This is a genomic window from Pseudomonas sp. DTU_2021_1001937_2_SI_NGA_ILE_001, assembly GCF_032463525.1.
Classification (GTDB): domain Bacteria; phylum Pseudomonadota; class Gammaproteobacteria; order Pseudomonadales; family Pseudomonadaceae; genus Aquipseudomonas.
The window spans coordinates 4,911,794-4,933,661 of the sequence record NZ_CP135971.1 but is presented as its reverse complement, the minus strand read 5'-3'; the positions used below and the strand labels follow the sequence as shown (position 1 = coordinate 4,933,661).

Sequence of the window (21,868 nt, the reverse complement as noted above, 5' to 3'; positions counted from 1 at the left end):
GCCGTCAGGTAGCACCGCAGAGCGATCCGCGTGCTCCACCAGACACCTTGCCCAAGACCTGTATATAATCGCCGCTTCCGTTGGGGAGTAGCCTGCTGACGAGCAACCGTCAGCGTTCGTATCAACATTCTCGGCACGACAGCCGTGGTACGAACACCTTCAAGGTTGGTGAGACCAGCGACATTGCACACGCCTGAAGCCGGGCGCGTGGCAGTGTCGTTGTCCCACAGCCCGGCTGGAAGCAAACCGTGAACCCGATTTCCCTCGTTTTCCTGGCCCTGGCCATGTCCACCGACGCCTTCGCCGCCGCCATCGGTAAAGGCTCCGCACTGCACAAGCCCCGCCTGATCGAAGCCCTGCGCACCGGCCTGATCTTCGGCATCATCGAAGCTATCACCCCCATGATCGGCTGGGCCATCGGCCACGCCGCCTCCTTGTGGGTCGCCGATTGGGACCACTGGATCGCCTTCACCCTGCTGGTGTGCCTGGGCCTGCACATGATCCACAACGGCCTGAAGAGCGATGACGAAGAAGCAGAAGAAAAATCCAGCCAGCACTCCTTCCTGATCCTGGCCGTCACCGCCGTCGCCACCAGCATCGACGCACTGGCCGTGGGTGTGGGCCTGGCCTTCGTCGACGTCAACATCTTCATCGCCGCCGCCGCCATCGGCCTGGCCACCCTGGTGATGGTCACCCTCGGCGTAATGCTCGGCCGCGTGCTTGGCACCCTGGTCGGCAAGCGCGCCGAGATCATCGGCGGTGTGGTGCTGATGCTGGTGGGGGCGACGATTTTGTATGAGCACCTGAGTGCCTGAGGAGAGCCGGCGCTCGCCCTTGCATGCCATCGACAGCGCTTGTGCTTTGGTTGATATTACAAAGCCATAACCTCTGACAAGGACCTGTCGATGCGCTTTCCTCTACTACTCGCTGCCGCGATGGCTCTTGCCGGTTGCGCCGACTCACACCAGTGGACACCCCAACAGCAAGCGCTAGCCCCTGTGCTACGCACACAGAAGTTCTATGTCTCCACGCCCACCGACGGCGCGTATGGCGATCACACTTATAACGGCTCAGGCCGCAACACCGCACAGATCATTCAGGCCTCTCTGGCGCGTCAGGTACGCGCCGCCCGCATCGGCATCCAGACCGACGACTTCGACCAGGCCCTGGCCGCCGCGCAGCAGGCCGATCAGGACCTGCTGATCTTTCCCAGCATCTTGCACTGGGAAGACCGCGCAACCGAATGGTCGATGCTCCCCGACCGCGTCGAGGTCAAGATCGAGGTCATTCAAGTCGCCACCGGCGATGCCCTGAGCTCAGCGATCATCAAAGGTCGCAGCGGACTCGCCACGTTCGGCGGCGATCATCCCCAAGACTTGCTCCCTGAACCGGTGGACGAATTCGTCAAGGCGTTGTTCGAAGGGCCTACTTACGGGCGATAAAACAACCGTGACCAGGCAACTTCCGGCCATCGGGAGCGCTAGCAGAAACCCGTTCGTGAAACCCTTTTTTCTGTGCCTCATTTAGCCTCCATAAAAATCAACGGGTTAGATGAGGGGCAAAAAAGAGGGTTAACCCATCAGCCCGGTGTATTTGCTCTTTAAAAACGGAGACATAGCGATCAAAGTGTCTACTTCAGTGCCGTATAGGCAGCTCAGAAATCACGTCTTCAACGGCATGTGCCCTGACACAGCTTCAGTGCCGTATAGGCAGCTCAGAAATTCACTGGCCCCGGTAGGCGCATGATTTCGTCCTTCAGTGCCGTATAGGCAGCTCAGAAAGCAGACACATGGCCTCGTCGTTGCCCTCGGTTCTTCACTGCCGTATAGGCAGCTCAGAAAGACGCGCAGAACACAATGGCCGGGCGGCCCGGCTTCACTGCCGTATAGGCAGCTCAGAAAGCCAGGAGAACAAGCAGGCCCCGTTCCAGATCCTTCACTGCCGCATAGGCAGCTCAGAAAACAGCCTGGGCAAGATCGCCTCGACGTACATCCTTCACCGCCGCATAGCCAGCTCAGAAATACTGCGACCAAGACTCCGGACTCACCGGGCACTTCACTGCCGAACAAGCAGCTTTATTACCCCGTAACTTCCCCGACAGTGCCGAACAATATCGTCGCCACCCTGTTACAAGCGATCCGAGGGTTTCCAGGTCGAATGCGGAATGACGATATTGCCATCCGCAACCTGCCGGTAGACGGTATAGGGCAGAACGACGGTATCCAGGATTCCCGAAAAAGCCATGTCCAGGATCATGCCGGGTAACAATGGACCGGTTCGATGCGCGCTCTTATCGGGATCGGCGTGTAGTTGGCAGAAGTCATAGACGACCCCGCTATACACTCGGGTGATTTCATCGCAGTGACTGCCGCGCTCACTCAGTTCACGGCGGCTGTATTCGTCGTCTCGAACAACAGTGTCGAGGGTGCCGCAGGCGCTAAGCGACAGGGCGGCCAGCATTAAAAGTCCTTTTTTCATCGTTCTCACTAAAAAGTCATGGGTTTGCTTCGCGCGACACTATAGCGGCTCATGAGCAAGATATTCAGCCAAACCGCTCCTCAAGTTCCGCCAGCTCCCGCTCGATGGTGTCCATCAGCGCCTCCCATTCCGCCTGGGTCTTGCGACGGGTCTGGCCTTCGTGGGGGTAGAGAAAGTCGACGATGCCTGGGCGCACTTTGCCTTTGGCCATGGTGCCGAAGAATTCGGCGGTCAGGGCGCGGGCCAGGACGTCGAGTTCGGTGGCGTGGTTGACCCAACGCCAGCTTTCCTTGAGCACCACCTTGTCGAGCAGGATGCATTGCTTCTTGAACGCGCGCAGGGCCTGGCCGAGGGGGCTGGTGGCCAGTTGCGCATTAAGGCGGCCGGGGTCGGGTTCGTAGAGTTGTTCGGTGGCGGGGCCGAAGAACCATTCGTTGAAGCCGATCTCGATTTCGCGAAAAGCTACGCTGGCCTCCCAGATGACGGTGAGGGTCTTGTGCTGGCGCACGTCGCGCTTCCACGCACCGTAGGCGGCAAAGGCAATGCCGGCGATGCCGCTGGCGGCCAGGGCTTCGATCACCGCCGAGGCCGAGTCGAGCACCGCGTAGGCCTGCCCGCTACGGGCGCTGAGCAAGGCGGCGGTAACCAGCACGACGAGGGCCAGGCAAGCGCTGTAGAACCCGAAGGCATAAGGATCTCTCATCTTCGAACCAATTGATCGTTCAAGGCGGGATCGCTCAGGTGACCCTTTCAGCCTAGCCAACGCCCGTGCGCTTTGCCGTGTCCGCACGCCAGGATGCGACGGCAGGCGGGTTGAACCAAGCGCCGGAGGCATTGCCCAAACCGATGCCTCCCACGCTTGCTACGGCCTTCGTGGCCGCACCGGAAGGCAGGACGGCAGCCCGGCGGGCCTCACTCCCAGGCCGGGCGCCACGCCTCTTCGCTGAAAACAGGATGTGTTGAACGCCTATGAAAAAGATCCTCTGCCTTGGCCTTCTCGGCGCGTTTTCTCTCTCTGCCCACGCCGCGTCACTGGACGTGCCGATGAACCTGGTCAGCGCCGACGGCGCGCCCAAGGCCATCGGCAGTGTGCATGTGGAAGAGACCCAGTACGGCCTGTTGTTCACCCCCAAGCTGAGCGGCCTGCCAGCGGGCATTCACGGCTTCCACGTGCATGAAAACCCCAGCTGCGACTCCGGCACCAAGGACGGCAAGACCGTCGCCGCATTGGCCGCCGGCGGCCATTACGACCCGAAGAAGACCGGCAAGCACCTCGGCCCCTATGACGACGCCGGCCATCTGGGCGACCTGCCGGCGATCTACGTGACCGCCGACGGCAAGGCCGAGTATCCGGTACTGGCCCCGCGTATCAAGAAGGTCGCCGAAATCGAAGGCCGTGCGCTGATGGTGCATGTCGGCGGCGACAACCACTCTGACCACCCGGCACCGCTGGGCGGCGGCGGTGACCGTATGGCCTGCGGCGTGATCAAGGGCTGAGCGACGCACAGCGTTCGGCCGTGAGCGGAAGGACGGGCCGGGGGCCTGAAACTTCTTGTCGCGGCCGGACAAAGCTTTCAATCTGTCGGGGTTCCCGACGGATCAGGAAGACGTAAGGCATGAAACCCGGCAAGACCATCACCCGCGCCTGGTGCGTGGAGCTGCAGCAAGAACTGTCGATCACCGCCGCGCGCCGTGAATACTTCTCCCAGGAACCGCCGCGCCAGCGCTTCGAGTTTCTGTGCTCCAGCGAAGCCTGTCGCGCCCAGGGCGTGAAGGTGACGGGCGTGCGTTACGACGTGAAGCCTCAGGACAATCCCACCTTCGTGGCGGCACATTTTCGTGCCAACCCGCATTACCAGCACCAGCCCGATTGTGAGTGGGTCGAGGAAGACGAGGCCGTCGACGAACCGGACGAAGCCTCCAGCGACCCGCAGCAGCGCCTGCGACAGGCGCGGCGCAAGCTGGACGACAACATCGACGTGTTCGACCCTACCCTGCGCCAGGCGGTCAAGGAACCGGCGCTGACGGCACCGGCAGGCCATGCCGCCGCGCCCCGCGAAGCAGCCCCTGTCGACGCGCTCAAGGAGCCTGCTGCCCCGCGCTACAGCGAGACGCGCACCAGCAACCTAGAGCGCCTGGTGGATTTCTACCGCCAGGCGCGCGCCGAATTGCCGGAAGACGACTTCAAGCAACTGACCCTGCGCGTCGCCGGCCAGGGCGAGGTGGCCCTGCGCAGCTATTTCCGGCACATCAAGTACGCGCAACCGGGCGAGAACCAACGGGTGCTGTACGGCGGTGGACTGCTGGATGACAAACGCTACGGCAAGGGCTTCAAGTTCCAGTTCTTCGACCGCCTCGAAGGCAAGCGGGTGACGCTGTACGTTTCGCCCGCACAGATGCAGGCCTACCGCTCCAGTCGCTACATCGAAGAATTGCTCAGCCATGCTGGCGAGGTGAAGTTCTTCACCCTCTACGCCTTGGGCAAGCTGGTGCAGAGTCCCTCCGGCAAGAGCTTCAGCCTGGAAGTGGACGACCTGCGCCACTTGGCCATCGTGCTGGGTCCGCCCAAGGACGGCGACGCGGCGCCATGAAAAAAGGGAAGCCTGGGCTTCCCTTTTTCGTGTGCGGCGAACGGCTCAGACCTTGACGATCCAGCCGGCAGGCGCTTCGACATCACCCGACTGCACGCCGGTCAGTTCCTTGTACAGGCGCTGGGTCACCGGGCCGACTTCGGTCTCGCTGTAGAACACGTGCAGCTTGTCCTTGTAGGAGATACCGCCGATCGGGGTGATGACTGCGGCGGTGCCGCAGGCACCGGCTTCCTTGAACTCGGCGATCTTGTCGATGAATACGTCGCCTTCCTCGACGGTCAGGCCCAGACGGCTGCTGGCCAGCTCCATCAGCGACAGGCGGGTGATGCCTGGCAGGACCGAAGGCGAACGCGGAGTGACGAATTTGCCGTCTTCGGTGATGGCGAAGAAGTTGGCCGAGCCCACTTCTTCGATCTTCGAGTGGGTCTGTGGGTCGAGGTAGATGCAGTCGGCGAAGTTGTTCTTCTTGGCGTCGGAGCCCGGCATCAGGCTGGCGGCATAGTTGCCACCGACCTTGGCGGCGCCGGTACCGTTCGGCGCGGCGCGGTCGTAGCTGGAGATCACGAAATTGTTCGGCTTCAGGCCGCCCTTGAAGTAGGCGCCAACCGGGATGGCGAACACCGAGAAGATGAATTCGGGGGCAGTGCGCACGCCGATGTTGTCACCCACGCCGATCACGAACGGGCGCAGGTACAGGGCGCCGCCGGACCCGTAGGGCGGAATGAAATGCTCGTTGGCCTTGACGACCTGTTTGCAGGCCTCGATGAACATCTCGGTCGGTACGTGAGGCATCAACAGGCGCGAGCAGCTGCGCTGCATGCGCTGGGCGTTCTGGTCTGGGCGGAACAGGTTGATCGAGCCGTCCTTGCAGCGATAGGCCTTCAGGCCTTCGAAGCACTGCTGGCCGTAATGCAGCGCGGTGGAGCCTTCGCTGATGTGCAGGACGTTGTCTTCGGTCAGGGTGCCGGCTTCCCAGGCGCCGTTGCGCCAGTGGGCGAGAAAGCGCTTGTCGGTCTTGATGTAGTCGAAACCCAGTTTTTCCCAGTTGATGCTTTCTTGACTCATAACGCCCTCATTCATTTCGCAGACTGCCTGGACGAGTCAGGCCAATGCCGTATTCTGCCAGAACTTTTGCGCCGGAGTCTGAAAACGCTTGCCACCGGCAGCGCCAGCTTCAACCCACCGGAACCTTCTGCGCCGCCTTGCGCCGACGAATGTAGTCCAGCAGGGTATCGAGATCCGAACTGCACAGGGTACGCGCCACTGACTTGACCTCGTCCACCGGCCAGTCCCACCAGGCCGCTTGCAGCAGTTCCTCGCGCACCGCTTCCTCGAAACGCCAGCGGATGAACTTGCAAGGGTTGCCGCCCACCACCGCGTAGGGCGGTACGTCACGGGTGACCACCGCACCGGCGGCGACGATGGCGCCATGGCCAATGGTCACGCCGGAAAGGATCAGCGCGTCGGCGCAGATCCAGCAATCGCTGCCGATCACCACATCGCCCTTGCTGGGCGCGTAGTTCTTGATGTCTTCGAGCTTGTCGATCATCGCCGGGAACGGATAGGTGGTCAGCCAGTCGGTACGGTGCTCACCGCCAAGCAGGATGCGCACGCCATCGGCGATGGAGGTGTAAGACCCCACGCGCAGTACGGTGTCGTCACCGAACTCCAGCACTTCGGGAATGCCATAGGTGCCCACCCCCACCGTATAGCGTGGGTAGCGCAGGCGGATCTTCTCGGCCGAACGGTCCAGCTTGTCCATGCGCCGCAGCTGCTTTCTGGTTTTGCGTTCTTTCAGCAGTTCAAGGAATTTCATGGCACTCCAGGGTGTTCTTGAACGGGGCACTCAGCGGTGCAGGATCAGGCGCTTGAAACGTCGCCAGGTGGTGCGATTCATGTATCGCCAAGGGATGGAGCGCAACAGTTCCCAGGCATGAGCCTTGTCGGTGACCACGGCATACTTGAGTGCCTTGTGAATGACGAACGTTCGCCCGCTCTGGTAATCGGGATGATCCCGGTACGGTTCGATGGTCTTCAGGTCGGCGTCCAGCAGCACGCGATATTTGCGTGACAGGTTGTTGGCATGCCGACGGTAGCGGGTCACGCACACCGGCAGCACATCCAGGCGATAACCCTGGCGTGCGATGCGCAGGGTGATCTGGAAATCCTGCACCTTGATGTCCGGGTCATAGCCACCCGCAGCCTGCAGGGCCTCCATGCGGTAGAGAGCCACTGGGGCGCCGACCACGACCGCGCCCCGCAGGGCCTCGTCGAAGTGCAGGCGCTCGACATAATCACGGCTCTGGTACTTGATGTTGTTGCCATCGCTGTCCATGTAGATGATCAACGCCCCGACGCAGCCCACCTCGGGATGCTGGTCAAGGTACTCGGCACGAATGCGCACCGAGGAAGGCAGCATGATGTCGTCCAGATCCGGGGTGGAGACGTAGGTGCCCTTGGCGTAGCGCAGGCCATGATTGAGCGCAGCGCTGACGCCCTGATTGGCTTGGGTATGGAGCTGGAAGGGGTATTTGGCCTGCAGGGCCTGCAGCATGGGAATGCTGTTATCGGTCGAGCCGTCATCGACGATGATGACTTCGAAATTCTCGTAGTCCTGGGCAAAAATGCTTTCAAGGGCCGCTTCGAGGTACTTCTCGGCGTTATAGCAGGGGGCAATGATCGAGACCAGCGGCGCGTTTTGCACCGTCGGCCGTGCAGAGGAAATCATTTGGTCGCTCATCGTTTAATAAGGTCTGACGCCGGGTGAGGACCTGACATTGTCGTTGAATGGTTAGCAACTTTTAACAAAGTGGACACATGATGGTGCAATCGATCGTTTTTTTCCACTGCGCGGCCGGAAAGGCCCTGCCAGGCGCATGGAATTTTCCCAACCCGCCTAACAGACAGGCAAAAAAAAGCCCCGTTCCGCAGAACAGGGCTTGGGTTACCGCTCAGGTGGGCCTCAGAAGGCGTAAGTCACCAATAACTCCTTGGTCACCTGAAAGTCCACCGACATCATCACGCTCAGAGCGGTGATGGTAACGATGGAGAACACGAACAACTTACGTGCCCAGACCGTGTCGTCCACGGCCTTGTAGCCTTTCCAGGCCATGTACAGCCAGTACATGCCCAGGCCCGCCGCGACGGCCAGGTAGTTCAGGCCGGCGTAGCCGCCGAACGTCAGCATCAGGGTCGCGACCAGGAACGCCAGGATGTACAGCAGGATATGGCGCTTGGTCACCAGGATGCCACGCTTGACCGGCAAAACCGGAATCTTGGCCGCACGGTAGTCGTTGAAGCGGAAGATCGCGATGGCGTACGAGTGCGGCATCTGCCACAGGCTGAACATCACCAGCAGGGTCAACGCAGCGAAGTCGAAGCTGTTGCTCACTGCGCAGTAGCCCACCACCGGTGGCATGGCCCCGGAAAGGCTACCGATCAGCGTGCCATGCACCGACTTGCGCTTGAAGTACAGGCTGTAGAGGCCGACGTACACCACGAAACCGATCAGTACCAGGAATGCCGACAGCGGGTTGGCGTAGGTGTAGAGCAACCATACGCCCGCTACGCCCAGCACGGCGCCGTACAGCAGCGCCAGCTTCAGGGACACCAGCCCCTGAACCAGTGCGCGGCCGCGGGTACGCTCCATGCGCTGGTCGATGTCGCGGTCGATACAGTTGTTGAACACGCAACCCGATGCCACGACCAGGGAGGTACCGATCACTGCCGCGAGGAACACGACCAGATCGATATCACCCTTGGAAGCCAGGAAAAAGCCACCCGCCACCGAAAGCACGTTACCGAAAATGATCCCCGGCTTGGTGATTTGGATAAAGTGCTTCAGTGACATTGGGTATTTCCTCACTGCGCCATCATTTCGCGGTGGATGCTGAAGATGATCCACACCGACAGGCCTACCAGGAACACGATCACCAGCGACGTGAAGACGAATGCCATCACGTTGTTACGCTGGCCTTTCGAGAAGTCCAGGTGCAGGAAGTAACGCAGGTGCACCAGGATCTGGATGACCGCGAAGGCCATGATGACCCAGATGGTGGTGTCCTTAGGCAGCACTGGCGACATCACGATGGCGAACGGAATGGCGGTCAGGATCACCGACAGCACGAAGCCGATGATGTAGTCCTTCACGGAGCCGTGGCCAGCATGATCGTCGTGGGTGTTATGTGGATTAGCCATTTACAGCACCCCCAGCAGGTAAACAATGGTGAACACGCCAATCCAGACCACGTCCAGGAAGTGCCAGAACAGGCTCAGGCAGCTCAGGCGGGTCTTGTTGGTGTTGGTCAGGCCCTTCTTGTTGACCTGATACATCATGATGGCCATCCAGATCAGACCACTGGTCACGTGGGCACCGTGCAGGCCGACCAGCGAGAAGAACGCCGACAGGAAGCCGCTCTTGTCCGGACCATGACCATGAACGATCAGGTGATGGAACTCATAGACTTCCATCGCGATAAAGCCGGCACCACACAGCCAGGTAACGGCCAACCAGCCCAGGACCTGGCTCTTCTTGCCCTTGTACAGGGCCAGCATGGCAAAGCCATAAGTGATCGAACTGATCAGCAGGAACGCGGTTTCGACGGCCACGAACGGCAGTTCGAAGATGTCCTTACCGGACGGACCACCCGCCACGCTGTTCGCCATCACGGCGAACACCGCGAAGAACGAGGCGAACAGCACGCAGTCGGTCATCAGGTACAGCCAGAAGCCGTAGACCTTCATCTCACCACTGTCGTGGTGGTGATCGTCGTGCCCGTGGTCGTGACCATGGGCTCCGGAGTTGATAGCAATATTCGACATGTTAGGCCTGTTCCATCGAAGACTTGGCAGGGGTGTAGGCACCTTCGGCCACCAGGACCTTGTGATGCTCACCTTCGATACGTGCGATCTGATCGACCGGCACCATGTAGCCCTGGTCGTCACGTGCAGCGTGAGCGACGAAGACCGCGATGGTTGCTACCAGGCTCGCACCTACCAGCCACCAGATGTGCCAGATGAAGGCGAAGCCGAAGACGGTCAGCAGCAGACCCATCCACATACCGGTTGCAGTGTTGTTCGGCATGTGAATTTCCGAGTACTTGGCAGGCACCTTGTACGCGGTACCGTTGCGCTTGGCCTCGGTGAAAGCGTCGATATCGTCGGCTTTCGGCAGTTCAGCGAAGTTGTAGAACGGCGGTGGCGAAGAGGTCGACCATTCCAGGGTATGGCCATTCCATGGGTCGCCAGTCAGGTCGCGGTTCTTGTTACGGTCACGGATACTGACGAACAGCTGGATCAGTTGCGAAGCGATACCGCCAGCGATCAGGAAGGCACCGACCAGAGCAACGTTCAGGTAGATGTTCCACTCAGGCATGTCGGTCGCGTTCAGACGACGGGTCATACCCAGGAAGCCCAGCGCGTACAGCGGCATGAAGGCCACGAAGAAGCCGGTGATCCAGAACCAGAACGCAGCCTTGCCCCAGCCTTCGTGCAGCTTGAAGCCGAACGCTTTCGGGAACCAGAAGGCGAAGCCGGCGATGTAGCCGAATACCGCACCACCGATGATCACGTTGTGGAAGTGAGCGATCACGAACAGGCTGTTGTGCAGCACGAAGTCAGCGCCCGGGATGGCCAGCAGTACGCCGGTCATACCACCGATCGAGAAGGTGACCATGAAGCCCAGGGTCCACATGATCGGCGCGGTGAAGCGCAGACGGCCCTGGTAGATGGTGAACAGCCAGTTGAACAGCTTCACACCCGTCGGAATGGCAATCAGCATGGTCGCCAGACCGAAGAAGGCGTTGACGCTCGCGCCTGCACCCATGGTGAAGAAGTGGTGCAGCCAGACCACGAAGCCCAGTACGCAGATACCACCGGACGCGAAGATCATCGACTTGTGGCCGAACAGACGCTTGCCGGAGAAAGTCGAAACCACTTCCGAGAACACGCCGAACGCCGGCAGTACCAGGATGTATACCTCAGGGTGACCCCAGGCCCAGAACAGGTTCACGTACATCATTGGGTTGCCGCCCAGTTCGTTCGTGAAAATGTGGAAGTCCAGGTAGCGGTCGAGGGTCAGCAGCGCCAGGCAGGCGGTCAGGATCGGGAACGAAGCCACGATCAGGACGTTGGCGAAGGTGCAGGTCCAAGTGAAGATCGGCATGTCCATCAGTTTCATGCCAGGTGTACGCATCTTCAGCACGGTGACCAGGAAGTTCACGCCCGTCAATGTCGTACCTAGACCTGACAGCTGCAAGGCCCAGATGTAGTAGTCGACACCCACGCCAGGACTGTATTGCAGGCCCGACAGCGGCGGATAGGCTACCCAACCGGTCTTGGCGAACTCACCAACACCCAGGGAGATGTTGATCAGCAGCATGCCGGCGACCAGCAGCCAGAAGCTCAGGGAGTTCAGGAATGGGAAGGCAACGTCACGCGCACCGATCTGCAGCGGCAGGACGATGTTCATCAGGCCTGTGAAGAAAGGCATCGCCATGAAGATGATCATGATCACACCGTGAGCGGTGAAGATCTGGTCATAGTGCTCTGGCGGCAGGAAGCCTTCGGCGCCGTTCTGCGCCATGGCCAGCTGGGTACGCATCATGATGGCGTCGGCGAAGCCGCGCAGCAGCATGACCATGGCCACGATGATGTACATCACACCGATTTTCTTGTGGTCGACGGTCGTCAACCACTCGGTGTACAGGTAGCTCCACTTCTTGAAGTAGGTGATCGCGCCGACCACGGCCAGACCGCCCAGAGCGATCATGGCAAGGGTCACCATGACTATCGGCTCGTGGAACGGAATCGCTTCCAGACTTAATTTGCCTAACATTGTTTACTCCTCTGCCCCAGCAGCTGAATTCTTGCTGTTTTGCGCGCCATCGGTACCGGTGACTTGCTTCTCACGGATGCTCTGCTTGCTCGGCCCGTGGTTCATGCCCTCGTACTTGTCGATGATGATCTGGAACAGATCAGGGGTGACCGAGGAATAGAGCTCTACGGGGTGACGCTCGCTAGGTTTGAGCAACGCAGCGTATTCAGCCGAGTCAAGGTGTTTAGGTGAGTTCTTGACCTCGGCGATCCAGGCCTCGTAATCAGCCTGGCTGGTCGCGATAGCCTTGAACTTCATGCCGGTGAAGCCCGCACCACTGTAGTTGGCGGAGATACCGTTGAACTCGTGATTCTCGTTGGCGATCAGGTGCATCTTGGTGTGCATGCCCGCCATCGCGTAAATCTGGCCGCCCAGACCCGGGATGAAGAACGAGTTCATCACGCTGTCGGAAGTGACCTGGAAATTGATCGGGGTATTGGCCGGGAAGACGATCTTGTTGACCGTGGCAATGCCCTGCTCCGGATAGATGAACAGCCATTTCCAATCCAGGGATACCGCCTGGATGGTGACCGGCTTGACGTCGGAATCCAGCGGACGGTAAGGATCCAGGCGGTGGGTCGAAACGTAGGTGAAGTAGCCCAGGAAGATCAGCAGGATGATCGGGACGCCCCACACCGCGACTTCGATCTTGGTGGAGTGCGACCAGTCAGGCGTGTATTTGGCAGCCGTGTTGGACGCGCGATATTTCCACGCGAAGATGATGGTCATGAAAATGACCGGGATCACCACGATCAGCATCAGCAGGGTGGCGATAACGATCAGGTTGCGTTGCTCGATACCCACCTGCCCTTTTGGATCGAGCAGCGGAAAGCCATCACAACCACTGAGCAGAAGCATGCTGAACAGGGCCAAGTAGCCAAAAAACCTGGGGTACCTATTTTTACTCATCTCACGACCTCTAAAAGCAGCTTTCGCGGTGCTGTTGGGTTTCGACCGCCAACACTTCACCCTGCCAGTGCCGGCATGTTTTTTTGAATTGAACAAGGGCCTGCCAGAACGCGGTAGCGAAACGACAAATCCGGTTTTTGCTTGGATTCATATCCTGAACGACTGGAAATCGCCTGCCAGCAGGACGAATGCGGCCGTTCCAAGCGCCAGAGGCCAGCGTTGCGCGGCCTGTTCAGGGTACAGAGCGGCACTCCAGGGCCTCGAAAATCAGCTCATCGTCCAGTCAGGCTAGACGAAAACTGCGGCGATTGTAGATATGTAAGTTTTTATTGACTATGCCTTATTTTGTAACAGTTAATCTCAGATTTGGAAACAATTGCAAATTTTTGTTGTCCAGATCACGAAAAAGTGCCTCGTCACGACGAGGCACTTTGCGGCTAAAGCCCTTGCAAACCTTGGGGCTTACGCCGGTTACGAATGATCCCCAGGGGAACCAGCATAGCGGTGAGCACGAATGCTACCAGAGCCCACTGCGCCAGCGACAGTCCCAGAACCGGCGGGTAAGGGGTGGAGCAGAAGCCGCTGACCTGGAATCCTAGGGGAAACATCGAAGCCAGGGGCAGGCCGTCGACGATCGGCTGCAACTCGTCGATGCCGCAGCTGACTGCCGGATTGGCCAGTACCCAGACATGCCGCCCCGCCGCCAAGATACCGCCGATGGCGCTGAGCACCACCAGCCCTTCGAACAGCGTGGTGCTGCGCCGCCCCGGCATCGCCGCGCCGATGAAGGCGAACAAGGCGATGAACAACAGGGCATAGCGTTGCAGGATGCACAGCGGGCACGGTGCCTCGCCCAGCACGATCTGCATGTACAGGGCGCCGCCGATCAACGACAGGCAGATGATTCCCAGCAAGACCAGAAAGCGCTTCTCGCGCCGCAGGTACAACGTGTTGTCGCTCATTCACTTACCTTTCGAATGGGGGGCGGTGATTCGCCGGCCGGGATGATCGGGGCCTGGCGCGTCGGGCTCAAGGGCCGCACCGCCATACGGAGCCTTTGGCCACCCGGGCGGTCGGATCGGGGTGGCGAGGCATCCTGCTGCCGGTTATTGAACGCCTTCCTTATATATAGAAGGATGCGTCTATTTGTCGCACGCTGGTTTTCACGTCGTGCAAACGACGCCAGGTCCTGACACACGCCTTGGCGAACGCTGCGAACTGCGCGCTTATGTCGCATGCCCGCTACGCTCCAGAAGCCTGCGCCGGATTGTCGCACGCGCTTCTATATATAGAAGGATGCGACCATTTGCCACAGAGCGGCATCCGAAGGTTTGACGTCAATAAAGTCCAACTGCCACTATTGCGCTTCGCGTACCGTCGACCCCGTGCCTGGCACGGCAATGCATGAAACCGTGAAGCGGCTCCCAGCCCGGGCTCCCACTCGGAGCTATCCTTGGCACAACCCTGAAGATAATCGTTCATTGGTGTCATCAGGCTGGATACGCGGTCGACGCTTTTCATTTGCCAGAAGGTTCCTATGTCCACCACGAACGCCCGGGCAGACTCCCTATCGCTGTTGCTGTTCACCCTGCGCAGCGGCAAGCTGATGGCGATCAATCTGCTTAAGGTCAGCGAAATCATTCCCTGCCCTCCCCTCACCCACCTGCCGGAATCGCACCCGCACGTAAAAGGCGTGGCGACCCTGCGTGGCGCTTCGCTGTCGGTCATCGACCTGAGCCGCGCCATCGGCGAGCGCCCGCTGGCCGACCCGGATGCCGGCTGCCTGATCGTCACCGATGTAAGCCGCAGCAAGCAGGGCCTGCATGTCCAGGCGGTGAGCAAGATCGTGCACTGCCTGACCACCGACATTCGTCCGCCGCCCTATGGTTCCAGCAACCGTTCGTTCATCACCGGCGTGACCCAGGTCGATGGCACGCTGGTGCAGGTACTGGACATCGAGAAGATCATCCACGGTATCGCCCCGGCGCAGATCGAGGTCAAGCCAGAGACGCTGAGCAACGACGAACTGGAACTGCTGCGCACCACCCAGATCCTGGTGGTGGACGACAGCCAGGTGGCCCTGCAGCAGTCGATCCTGACCTTGCGCCAGGTCGACATGGAATGCCGCACCGCGCGCAGCGCCCGGGAGGCGCTGGACGTGCTGATGGAACTCAAGGGCACCCCGGAAGAAATCAACCTGCTGGTCTCGGACATCGAGATGTCCGAAATGGACGGCTACGCCCTGACCCGTACCCTGCGTGAAACGCCGGACTTCCAGGATCTCTACATCCTGCTGCACACCTCGCTGGACAGCGCGATGAACAGCGAGAAGGCCAGCAGCGCGGGTGCCGATGCGGTACTGACCAAGTTCTCCTCGCCGGAACTGACCCGCTGTCTGGTCGAGGCTGCCCGTACCATCAACGCCCGTTAGCCGGACACCGCCAGGCACCTGCCACTGGTCTTACGCCCGTGGCCTTGTGTAGCCTGGCGGGCAACTGTCCATGCTTGCCCGGAGATGCATTCATGAAACCCGCCTTGCTCCTGCTTGCCAGCCTGGCCCTGGGTATCACTCAGGCCCAAGCGTCCACCCCACAGTCCTGGAAGCAGCTCGACAAGACCGCCCAGGCGGCATGCCTGAAAGCCAGCCAGCTCAAGGATGTGAAGACCATCGGCAACAGCGCGCGCTTTGCCGATACGGTGGGGTATGACGCCCTGCTGCTCGAAGGGCGCTACCCGCAGAAGCACATGAACAACCGCCGGGGCACGGAGCTGTGCCTCTTCCACCGGCAAAGCGGCCAGGCCAGCGTTACCGAGTGGGACAGCATCGAGCGACGCTGAAAACGTCTGGCATGCTCCTTGCGTCCGTCAGGGGCAAAACACAACGCTGGCGGAAACGGTTCCGCTGCATCATTGATCGGCGGATGACCCTGAAGCGATGAATACCCGGTTCTCCTGCGTGGGCTGTGGCAACTGCTGCACGGACCATCATGTCCCCCTGACCCTCGACGAAGCGGCCCAGTGGGCGGCAGACGGCGGCGCCTTGATCGTGCTGACCGAGGCTTTCCTGGATAACGGCTACGGCCTGCCGCAGGAGCAATGGCTGCATGCCACCCGGCGCTCGATCAAGGTCGGCAGCGGTACGGCACAGGCGCACGTGGCGATCACCTTCGCCGCCTATAACGTCGGGCCTTGCCGGAATCTTGACGCGCAGAAGCTGTGCCGCATCTACGAGCGCCGTCCTTTGGTGTGCCGCATCTACCCGATGGAGATCAACCCACACATTCCGCTGCGGCCAGAGGCCAAAGACTGTCCCCCGCACGCCTGGGAGCAGGGGCCGGAACTGATCGTCGGCAATCAACTGGCCGACCCGCAGCTGCAAGCGCTGATCGAAGCCTCGCGACAGGCCGATCGTGATGACATCGCCCGCAAGCAAGCAATCTGCCAATACCTGGGCATCAACACCACGGCACTCAAAGGCAACGGCTTCGTCGCCTATCTGCCAGACATGGCCGCCTTTCGCGAAGCGGTCGAACAGGCGCCCCATGAAACCACCCACGCGCAGTGGCAGTTCCATGTCACCGGCGAAGAGGTGCTCGACACCCTGCGCCAGGCCGGCGCGCGTCTCGCTGACCCGGCAGCACCCTCCTATCTGTTCATTCCGCTGGCGGCGTGAATCACTTGTAGAACAGGTCGATCATCACTTCCGCCGCAAAGGGCCCCGCGATCGGCCGGGTGCTCTGCCAGACCAGTTCGGCGTTGAACTCGGTGGTCTGGCTTGGCACTTCTCCCAGCAGATCAGCCAGATGAAACAGCTGGTTGTAGCCCAGAGGCAGGGCGTCGGCGGCGCGCACCAGACGAATGCCCAACGAAGCGTTGTTCGCCGGAACCAGCAGGTTATCCACCACCTGACCCGTTACTGGGCGAAACCGCGCGTCCAGGCTGAACGGTGAATCGCAACTGCGCTGTGTCTGCAAGGTGAACGGGCGGCGCTCGAAGACCTTGCCGACCACCACCTGGCGAATCGGCAGGGCACCGAACTCCAGGACTTCCGGAAAGACCTGCAATTGGGCGTCGCAGGCCACGAAGCGCAGGCCCGTGAGGTTATCCAGCACGTAGCTCAGGCTGCCAGGCCTACCGGCCGGCGCGCTGCTCTCGCCATTGAGTTCGAAGACCCGATAGTCGGGGACATCCACGGGCACGCCTGAAGGCGGCACCGCGCCGAACTTCTGGATGAACAGCGAAAAGCCCAGGTTGAAACGCACCCGTGGGCAGGCGCCGATGTTCGAATCGCCCTCATGGCAAACCGGTATCTGCTGGCCGGTGGCGATACGCCCAGAGAAATGATCACCCCCGTCCAGGTTCACCCCCATGCGGATGCCCTGGCCGATCTCCAGGCGGTCTGGGTTGAGGTGCAGAAACACGTCCTGCGCCACGGCCTGCTGCCCTTCCCGGGCACATTCGACCATCAGGCTGTAGCGCTCGGAGCGCCACACCACCTCGCCATCGGCCAGGGTCTCCGGAATGGCCACGCGACTGCCCAGGTCGCCGCGCACCTGGGTGTCGCTGGTGCCTTGCAGCGTGCAGAGCATGGCCAGGGCATGGGCGGGATTGAACAACAACATCAGCAGCACGGCACGCAGCGGCCTGCGGGAAAACAGGAAACCGATCATCAGCAGTCGTCCATGAAAGAGGGAGAATTCGACAGGCGCGGCATGGCAGGCACCTGTTCGGTCAAACGTACGCAATAGCTGCGCTGGCCGCCGTAGTCGGTGAGCGACCTGAACGATAGGCGACGCGTCGCCGGCCCACTGGCAGTCCATTCGGCGGTCTGGCCTGGCGCCAGCAACCGATGAGACTGCAGCAATTGGCTGCCAGCCTTCAGGTCGAGCAAGACCACGTGGAAGGCCGTCGGGTTATCCACTCGCAGGCGCCTGGGACCGTCCCCGGCCTGGCGCCACGACCAGCGCAGCCCGGTGACCGCCGCGGCCGGATCGCCCGGCAAGCCGGGCGGGCGATAGAACAGGTTGATGCGCTGGCGCACGGCAATGCTCAGCTGCTGCGCGGCCTCCCCCCGTCGAGGAACCTCGAGCACGTACAAGTGCAATAACGACTCACGCCCTGTCGGCATGCCTTGGCCGTGGTACAGCACGCGCAACAGTTGCCGACCATGGGCCGGCAGGCGGACCAAGGCCGGAGTCACCACGAATGGCAAGGCCGGCTGCGGGTCGGCGCCGCCGGGGGCCTGATCGTCAGTGGCAGGCGTCAGCCAGGCCTGTACCAAGGCTTCGCGATTCGCCGCATTGTGCAGCTCGAGGCTTGCCTCGCGGCCGACCAGAATCAGCCGCGTACCACCCAGCGAAAGCGCGGCCTGCACCTCGCAGACCATCACCAGCAGCAGCCACGGCCAGTGTCGGCGGGCCGTCATTGGCACACCACCTTGAGCCGGTCATAGGCCCGCCCCGCCTCACGTGGAGGTAGCTGGAAGGGTGCGCTGCAACGCTGCTCCGACCAGCGCAGCGTCAGGCGGCCACTGTCCTGCTCGACCAACACCAGGGCCTGGCTGGTCGGGTCGACGCTGGCCAACACCTTGCCCTGCCCGTCCTCCACGCTGGCACCTAGGGGCAATGGCGAACCATCCGCGCGCAGCAGCTCGAACTGCACCCGCCGCCCGACCGAGGCCTGGAAACGCACCACCGGCATGGCACCGCGACGCGGCACCAGTTGGGCAATGGCGTTATCCAGCTCGACATCGGCGCCCAGTTGCCGGGTGTCGAGGCTGACCCAGTTGGTGCGATAAGGCTGGGCATAAGGCAATACCGCGTAGCCATTGGCGGCGGTCTCCACTTGCCGGGATGACGCCAGGCTGGCACCGCGCACGCCGGGGACCTCGACCAGCGCAAAGGTCTCGCCCAGGGTCTGGCCGAAGTTGATACCACCGCCGTGCACCACCACCGAGCCGGCGGCTCCCAGCGCCAGGCTCTGGTAATCGCGGCCCTGGCTGTAGCCTGCCTCGAAGCGCCCGAAACGGGCCAGGGTACTGAGCTTGCCCGAACCGAAACTGCCCGAGCGACTGTCGTGACCGCCCTGGACCGAATAAAAGCTGTCCCGGTCATCCAGCACCTGGCCATTCAGGCCGGCCTGCAAGTTGGATTCCCCACGGCTGTCACGCACCGCGTTCAGCGACAGACGTGAGGCACGGGCGGTGTCGCCCAGCGGCAGGGTCACACTCAGCGCGACACGGTTATCGGTCAGTGCTTCACCCAACCGGCTCCACGACTGGTTGCGCTCCAGCGACAGGCTGTAGCTCAGCGTGCGCCAGGACGAATTCCAGGCCAGGTACAGCTGCCGGGTCTTGCCTGGCAGGTTCCAGTAGCGTTGCTCCGAAGCGGTCAGGCTCAGGCTGGCGGCGATATCAGGCAATGCCTGGGTCAGGTTGAGTTCCAGCCGGTCACGGGCACGGCCGGTCGGGATGACGGCGGTGCGACTGTCCAGCTCCTCGACATGCTGGCCCAGGCTGCGGTACTGCTCGGTGGAATAGCGATAGCCCGCAACCGCGAGGGTGGTGCGGGTGATGTCCAGGGTATTGGCGTAGCGCAGGCGCAGGCTCTGGCCGCTGCGCTGGCGACCCTGCAGACGGCTGCTGGAACGAGTCAGGTCGGCAGACAGCGCGCCCAGCGCGGTGCCGAACCCGGCGCCGAGGTTGGCCGCCTGGTAGTCCTCGGCCCACTGCACGCCGCCATAACCGGTAAGCGCCTCCCCCAGCCCGTAGATCCACGCACCCGCCAGGTAATTCGGCGCCGCCGTCCCGGCATAGTCGTCGACCTGCCCGGCATTGAGGCTGTAGCGCCAGGTGCCGGCCGGCACCATGACCGGCAGCGAGGCATAGGCCTGGATGAAACGCCGTTGCTGGCCATCGGCCTCGATCACCGTGACCTCCAGGTCACCATTGGAACCACTGGGGTAGATGTCGGTGATCTCGAACGGGCCGGGCGAGACGTTGCCGCTGAACAGCAGGAAGCCGTTCTGGCGCACTTCCACCGTGGCGTTGCTCTGTGCAACACCACGCACCACCGGGGCGTACAAGCGTTCGCTGTCCGGCAGCATGGCATCGTCGGAGACCAGTGCCGCGCCGCGAAAGCGCACGCTGTCGAAGATCTGCCCGTCACTGAAGGTTTCGCCGAGGGTGAGCTGGCCCTTAAGCGCGGTGATATCGCGCTGCGCGAAGGTGCGATTGCTGCGAAAGCGGTACGGCTGCGCGTCGCCCTGAGTCAGTGACGACTCGTTGCGCAGGCGCCACGCCCCGAGGTTCACGCCGTTGCGCAAGCCCAGGTAGTGCTGCTCGCCGGTCTGCCCGCGAGCGCGGCGGCGTGTGGCGTTGTAGCTGTAATTGACGAAGCCGGCGGCCGCGCCTTCATCCCACAGTTGCGGTGACACGTAGCCCCGCGCACTGCGTGCCATCAGCGCCTGCGGCACGCTGATGTTCAGCCGCAACGAGCCGGGCTGGTAGTCGACCCGGGCAAACTCGACCTGCCCCGCCAGGTCATAACAGGCCTGGCCCGATGCGTCGTCAGCCGGCAACTTTTGTACATCCAGGCCAAGCTCGCGGAGCACTTCCAGGCTCAGGCAGGGCTCGACCTGCCCGCTGCGCGGGTTGCGCAGGAAGTCGACGTCGCGGCGCCCGCTCAGCGCCCGATTGACCAGAATGTCGACCCGGTAGGTGCCCGGTAACACCGTACTGGAACGCAGGAATTCCTCCAGGTCCGGTGGCTGGCTGCTGCCCTGGATAAAAGCGGTGTTGAAGCGTGGCGCCCGCGCAGGGCTCTGATCCTGCGCGGGGTCGGCCAGGGCACTGAACGAAACGCTCAGCCCCAGGCCCATTCCGACGCGCAACGAACGGCGCTTGACGGACAGCCTGGCCAGCGACCTGGCCAGGCGTCTGCCCGGCCAACGCAACAGCCGGGCGTTGGTTCCCTTATTGTTCTGTGTGAGCCATTCCATTAGCTGTGTTCACTCTATTCGGGTAGCGGGTGCCTCGCGGCATCCTTGCCCCGCTGCATGAAAATTCGATCGGTCTGTGGGCGCGGCCTAGCCGCAATACCATTCGATTGGACCGGGTAGGAGCGGCTTCAGCCGCGAAGCGACCGCCTGTTCACAGCAGATGCAGTGAATTTCCTCGCGCTTTCGCGGCTAAAGCCGCTCCTACTGGGCCTGAAGCCGCTTCTACGGGTCCTCACCCTTCGGTATTGAGCTGGGCGCGCCTCAGGGGACCTTGCCGGCCTGCGCCAGGGCATCGCCCTGCAACCTGGCCGCATAGGGCTCCTGCCCGCCGAAGTCGTTGATGGCGATGAAGCTCAAGTCCAGCGCAGCCGATCCGCTGCGTGGCTTCAACGACACCTGCCAGCGCTGCTGCGGCGCGATCATCCGGCTCTCATGCCTGGCCAGCTCCCGCTCTGCCTGGCGAACCACGATGCCCAGCATCGACACGTGATAAGGCCCGGGGTTGAACACTTCCAGGCGATCCCCCTGCAACAGCCGCCACTGCAACTGGCCCGCCGCCCGCGCCGGATCACCGGGCAGCTCCCGAGGGCGGAAGAACAGCTTGATGCGCTGGCGCACAGCGATCTGCAGGGTGTTTTCCCGCGCGACCTGGGGAATTTCCTGAACGTTGATCCAGAACACCGACTCGCGGTCGGCGGGCAGCCCTCGCCCGGCATGGATGATGCGCACCAGTTGCTTGCCATCTGCGCCCAGGCGCGCCAGTGCGGGGGTCATGATGAATGGCAAGTCCGCAAGCGCACCCTGCGGCGCTTCGGCAGAAAGGCCATAGGGTTCCAGCCAGGACTGCAAGAGGATTTCCCCGCTGCCATTGTTGTAAACCCCGAAGCTGACCTCGCGGTCTTCGGCCGGGTAGATCACACGGGTGGTATTGATCACGATGCCTGCCTGCGCCGTGCAAATGCCGAGCAGGCACACCACGCACAGCGCATGACGAATGAAGGAAAAGAACATGCTGGCT

At 61.7% G+C, this 21,868-nt stretch carries 22 protein-coding genes, 1 CRISPR repeat array and 1 riboswitch; of the genes, 7 read left to right on the top strand and 15 right to left on the bottom strand.

Annotation, left to right across the window (positions count from 1 at the left end):
- Nucleotides 1–80 precede the first annotated feature (80 nt).
- A riboswitch (yybP-ykoY riboswitch) is annotated at nucleotides 81–242 on the top strand.
- 6 nt (nucleotides 243–248) lie between these two features.
- A complete protein-coding gene (mntP, locus tag RRX38_RS21565; RefSeq protein WP_315960599.1) occupies nucleotides 249–815 on the top strand; it encodes a manganese efflux pump MntP in 567 nt (188 codons plus the stop codon).
- A 90-nt stretch (nucleotides 816–905) separates the two neighbouring features.
- The gene (locus RRX38_RS21560) at nucleotides 906–1,442 is read left to right on the top strand and encodes a DUF4823 domain-containing protein (RefSeq protein WP_315960598.1); all 537 of its coding nucleotides are present in this window, start codon (nucleotides 906–908) and stop codon (nucleotides 1,440–1,442) included.
- Between the two features lie 191 nt (nucleotides 1,443–1,633).
- Nucleotides 1,634–2,021: a CRISPR direct-repeat array (repeat unit 28 nt; unit sequence CTTCAGTGCCGTATAGGCAGCTCAGAAA).
- A 106-nt stretch (nucleotides 2,022–2,127) separates the two neighbouring features.
- Here the strand turns inward: RRX38_RS21560 and RRX38_RS21555 are convergent.
- Both RRX38_RS21555 and RRX38_RS21550 read right to left on the bottom strand, forming a co-directional pair.
- A complete protein-coding gene (locus RRX38_RS21555) occupies nucleotides 2,128–2,460 on the bottom strand; it encodes a YceK/YidQ family lipoprotein (RefSeq protein ID WP_315960596.1) in 333 nt (110 codons plus the stop codon).
- Nucleotides 2,461–2,542: 82 nt separating this feature from the next.
- A complete protein-coding gene (locus RRX38_RS21550; protein WP_315960595.1) occupies nucleotides 2,543–3,181 on the bottom strand; it encodes a hypothetical protein in 639 nt (212 codons plus the stop codon).
- Between the two features lie 266 nt (nucleotides 3,182–3,447).
- Between RRX38_RS21550 and sodC the strand changes: the two genes are divergently transcribed.
- Nucleotides 3,448–3,975 (top strand): superoxide dismutase [Cu-Zn] SodC, encoded by a 528-nt coding sequence (gene sodC / locus RRX38_RS21545; protein ID WP_315960594.1) that lies wholly within the window; start codon nucleotides 3,448–3,450, stop codon nucleotides 3,973–3,975.
- 119 nt (nucleotides 3,976–4,094) lie between these two features.
- The gene (locus RRX38_RS21540) at nucleotides 4,095–5,069 is read left to right on the top strand and encodes an ATPase (RefSeq protein WP_295471206.1); all 975 of its coding nucleotides are present in this window, start codon (nucleotides 4,095–4,097) and stop codon (nucleotides 5,067–5,069) included.
- Nucleotides 5,070–5,114: 45 nt separating this feature from the next.
- Here the strand turns inward: RRX38_RS21540 and RRX38_RS21535 are convergent, their stop codons facing one another.
- From RRX38_RS21535 to RRX38_RS21495, 9 genes are all read right to left on the bottom strand, one after another.
- Nucleotides 5,115–6,149 (bottom strand): branched-chain amino acid aminotransferase, encoded by a 1,035-nt coding sequence (locus RRX38_RS21535; protein WP_315960593.1) that lies wholly within the window; start codon nucleotides 6,147–6,149, stop codon nucleotides 5,115–5,117.
- Between the two features lie 94 nt (nucleotides 6,150–6,243).
- Nucleotides 6,244–6,885 (bottom strand): CatB-related O-acetyltransferase, encoded by a 642-nt coding sequence (locus RRX38_RS21530; RefSeq protein WP_315960592.1) that lies wholly within the window; start codon nucleotides 6,883–6,885, stop codon nucleotides 6,244–6,246.
- Between the two features lie 30 nt (nucleotides 6,886–6,915).
- Nucleotides 6,916–7,797 carry a glycosyltransferase family 2 protein gene (locus RRX38_RS21525; protein ID WP_295471212.1) on the bottom strand — a complete coding sequence of 294 codons (882 nt, stop codon included), beginning with the start codon at nucleotides 7,795–7,797 and terminating at the stop codon, nucleotides 6,916–6,918.
- A 234-nt stretch (nucleotides 7,798–8,031) separates the two neighbouring features.
- The gene (gene cyoE / locus RRX38_RS21520) at nucleotides 8,032–8,919 is read right to left on the bottom strand and encodes a heme o synthase (RefSeq protein ID WP_295471213.1); all 888 of its coding nucleotides are present in this window, start codon (nucleotides 8,917–8,919) and stop codon (nucleotides 8,032–8,034) included.
- Between the two features lie 11 nt (nucleotides 8,920–8,930).
- Nucleotides 8,931–9,266, bottom strand: a complete 336-nt coding sequence (gene cyoD, locus RRX38_RS21515) for a cytochrome o ubiquinol oxidase subunit IV (RefSeq protein WP_295471215.1) — start codon at nucleotides 9,264–9,266, stop codon at nucleotides 8,931–8,933.
- Nucleotides 9,267–9,890, bottom strand: a complete 624-nt coding sequence (cyoC, locus tag RRX38_RS21510; RefSeq protein WP_295471216.1) for a cytochrome o ubiquinol oxidase subunit III — start codon at nucleotides 9,888–9,890, stop codon at nucleotides 9,267–9,269.
- A 1-nt stretch (nucleotide 9,891) separates the two neighbouring features.
- Nucleotides 9,892–11,904, bottom strand: a complete 2,013-nt coding sequence (cyoB, locus tag RRX38_RS21505; protein ID WP_315960591.1) for a cytochrome o ubiquinol oxidase subunit I — start codon at nucleotides 11,902–11,904, stop codon at nucleotides 9,892–9,894.
- A gap of 3 nt (nucleotides 11,905–11,907) precedes the next feature.
- Nucleotides 11,908–12,852 carry a ubiquinol oxidase subunit II gene (cyoA, locus tag RRX38_RS21500; RefSeq protein WP_295471222.1) on the bottom strand — a complete coding sequence of 315 codons (945 nt, stop codon included), beginning with the start codon at nucleotides 12,850–12,852 and terminating at the stop codon, nucleotides 11,908–11,910.
- Nucleotides 12,853–13,289: 437 nt separating this feature from the next.
- On the bottom strand, nucleotides 13,290–13,814 hold the full coding sequence (locus RRX38_RS21495; protein WP_315960590.1) for a disulfide bond formation protein B: 525 nt from the start codon (nucleotides 13,812–13,814) through the stop codon (nucleotides 13,290–13,292).
- 575 nt (nucleotides 13,815–14,389) lie between these two features.
- On the opposite strand from RRX38_RS21495, the gene RRX38_RS21490 reads away from it, so the two are divergent.
- The 3 genes from RRX38_RS21490 (at nucleotide 14,390) to RRX38_RS21480 (ending at nucleotide 16,525) form a co-directional block, all read left to right on the top strand.
- Complete coding sequence (locus RRX38_RS21490) at nucleotides 14,390–15,283, top strand: chemotaxis protein (RefSeq protein ID WP_315960589.1); 894 nt, start codon at nucleotides 14,390–14,392, stop codon at nucleotides 15,281–15,283.
- Nucleotides 15,284–15,375: 92 nt separating this feature from the next.
- The gene (locus RRX38_RS21485) at nucleotides 15,376–15,690 is read left to right on the top strand and encodes a hypothetical protein (RefSeq protein ID WP_315960588.1); all 315 of its coding nucleotides are present in this window, start codon (nucleotides 15,376–15,378) and stop codon (nucleotides 15,688–15,690) included.
- A 97-nt stretch (nucleotides 15,691–15,787) separates the two neighbouring features.
- A complete protein-coding gene (locus tag RRX38_RS21480; protein ID WP_315960587.1) occupies nucleotides 15,788–16,525 on the top strand; it encodes a YkgJ family cysteine cluster protein in 738 nt (245 codons plus the stop codon).
- A gap of 1 nt (nucleotide 16,526) precedes the next feature.
- On the opposite strand, the gene RRX38_RS21475 is transcribed toward RRX38_RS21480, so the two are convergent.
- The 4 genes from RRX38_RS21475 to RRX38_RS21460 form a co-directional block, all read right to left on the bottom strand.
- A complete protein-coding gene (locus RRX38_RS21475; protein WP_315962721.1) occupies nucleotides 16,527–17,519 on the bottom strand; it encodes a fimbrial protein in 993 nt (330 codons plus the stop codon).
- A gap of 2 nt (nucleotides 17,520–17,521) precedes the next feature.
- Nucleotides 17,522–18,277 carry a molecular chaperone gene (locus RRX38_RS21470; RefSeq protein ID WP_315960585.1) on the bottom strand — a complete coding sequence of 252 codons (756 nt, stop codon included), beginning with the start codon at nucleotides 18,275–18,277 and terminating at the stop codon, nucleotides 17,522–17,524.
- On the bottom strand, nucleotides 18,274–20,850 hold the full coding sequence (locus RRX38_RS21465) for a fimbria/pilus outer membrane usher protein (RefSeq protein WP_410524843.1): 2,577 nt from the start codon (nucleotides 20,848–20,850) through the stop codon (nucleotides 18,274–18,276). Before RRX38_RS21465 ends, RRX38_RS21470 begins: the two co-directional genes overlap by 4 nt.
- 261 nt (nucleotides 20,851–21,111) lie before the next feature.
- Nucleotides 21,112–21,861 (bottom strand): molecular chaperone, encoded by a 750-nt coding sequence (locus RRX38_RS21460; protein ID WP_315960584.1) that lies wholly within the window; start codon nucleotides 21,859–21,861, stop codon nucleotides 21,112–21,114.
- Nucleotides 21,862–21,868: the final 7 nt, after the last annotated feature.

Coding starts and splice junctions, on each gene's coding strand:
- RRX38_RS21530 (WP_315960592.1), bottom strand. CDS start 6,885: ATGAAATTCCTTGAACTGCTGAAAGAACGCAAAACCAGAAAGCAGCTG.
- RRX38_RS21540 (WP_295471206.1), top strand. CDS start 4,095: ATGAAACCCGGCAAGACCATCACCCGCGCCTGGTGCGTGGAGCTGCAG.
- cyoE (WP_295471213.1), bottom strand. CDS start 8,919: ATGTCACTGAAGCACTTTATCCAAATCACCAAGCCGGGGATCATTTTC.
- sodC (WP_315960594.1), top strand. CDS start 3,448: ATGAAAAAGATCCTCTGCCTTGGCCTTCTCGGCGCGTTTTCTCTCTCT.
- RRX38_RS21480 (WP_315960587.1), top strand. CDS start 15,788: ATGAATACCCGGTTCTCCTGCGTGGGCTGTGGCAACTGCTGCACGGAC.
- cyoC (WP_295471216.1), bottom strand. CDS start 9,890: ATGTCGAATATTGCTATCAACTCCGGAGCCCATGGTCACGACCACGGG.
- RRX38_RS21560 (WP_315960598.1), top strand. CDS start 906: ATGCGCTTTCCTCTACTACTCGCTGCCGCGATGGCTCTTGCCGGTTGC.
- RRX38_RS21490 (WP_315960589.1), top strand. CDS start 14,390: ATGTCCACCACGAACGCCCGGGCAGACTCCCTATCGCTGTTGCTGTTC.
- RRX38_RS21555 (WP_315960596.1), bottom strand. CDS start 2,460: ATGCTGGCCGCCCTGTCGCTTAGCGCCTGCGGCACCCTCGACACTGTT.
- RRX38_RS21460 (WP_315960584.1), bottom strand. CDS start 21,861: ATGTTCTTTTCCTTCATTCGTCATGCGCTGTGCGTGGTGTGCCTGCTC.
- RRX38_RS21470 (WP_315960585.1), bottom strand. CDS start 18,277: ATGACGGCCCGCCGACACTGGCCGTGGCTGCTGCTGGTGATGGTCTGC.
- cyoA (WP_295471222.1), bottom strand. CDS start 12,852: ATGAGTAAAAATAGGTACCCCAGGTTTTTTGGCTACTTGGCCCTGTTC.
- RRX38_RS21485 (WP_315960588.1), top strand. CDS start 15,376: ATGAAACCCGCCTTGCTCCTGCTTGCCAGCCTGGCCCTGGGTATCACT.
- cyoB (WP_315960591.1), bottom strand. CDS start 11,904: ATGTTAGGCAAATTAAGTCTGGAAGCGATTCCGTTCCACGAGCCGATA.
- RRX38_RS21465 (WP_410524843.1), bottom strand. CDS start 20,850: ATGGAATGGCTCACACAGAACAATAAGGGAACCAACGCCCGGCTGTTG.
- RRX38_RS21525 (WP_295471212.1), bottom strand. CDS start 7,797: ATGATTTCCTCTGCACGGCCGACGGTGCAAAACGCGCCGCTGGTCTCG.
- RRX38_RS21535 (WP_315960593.1), bottom strand. CDS start 6,149: ATGAATGAGGGCGTTATGAGTCAAGAAAGCATCAACTGGGAAAAACTG.
- RRX38_RS21495 (WP_315960590.1), bottom strand. CDS start 13,814: ATGAGCGACAACACGTTGTACCTGCGGCGCGAGAAGCGCTTTCTGGTC.
- cyoD (WP_295471215.1), bottom strand. CDS start 9,266: ATGGCTAATCCACATAACACCCACGACGATCATGCTGGCCACGGCTCC.
- RRX38_RS21550 (WP_315960595.1), bottom strand. CDS start 3,181: ATGAGAGATCCTTATGCCTTCGGGTTCTACAGCGCTTGCCTGGCCCTC.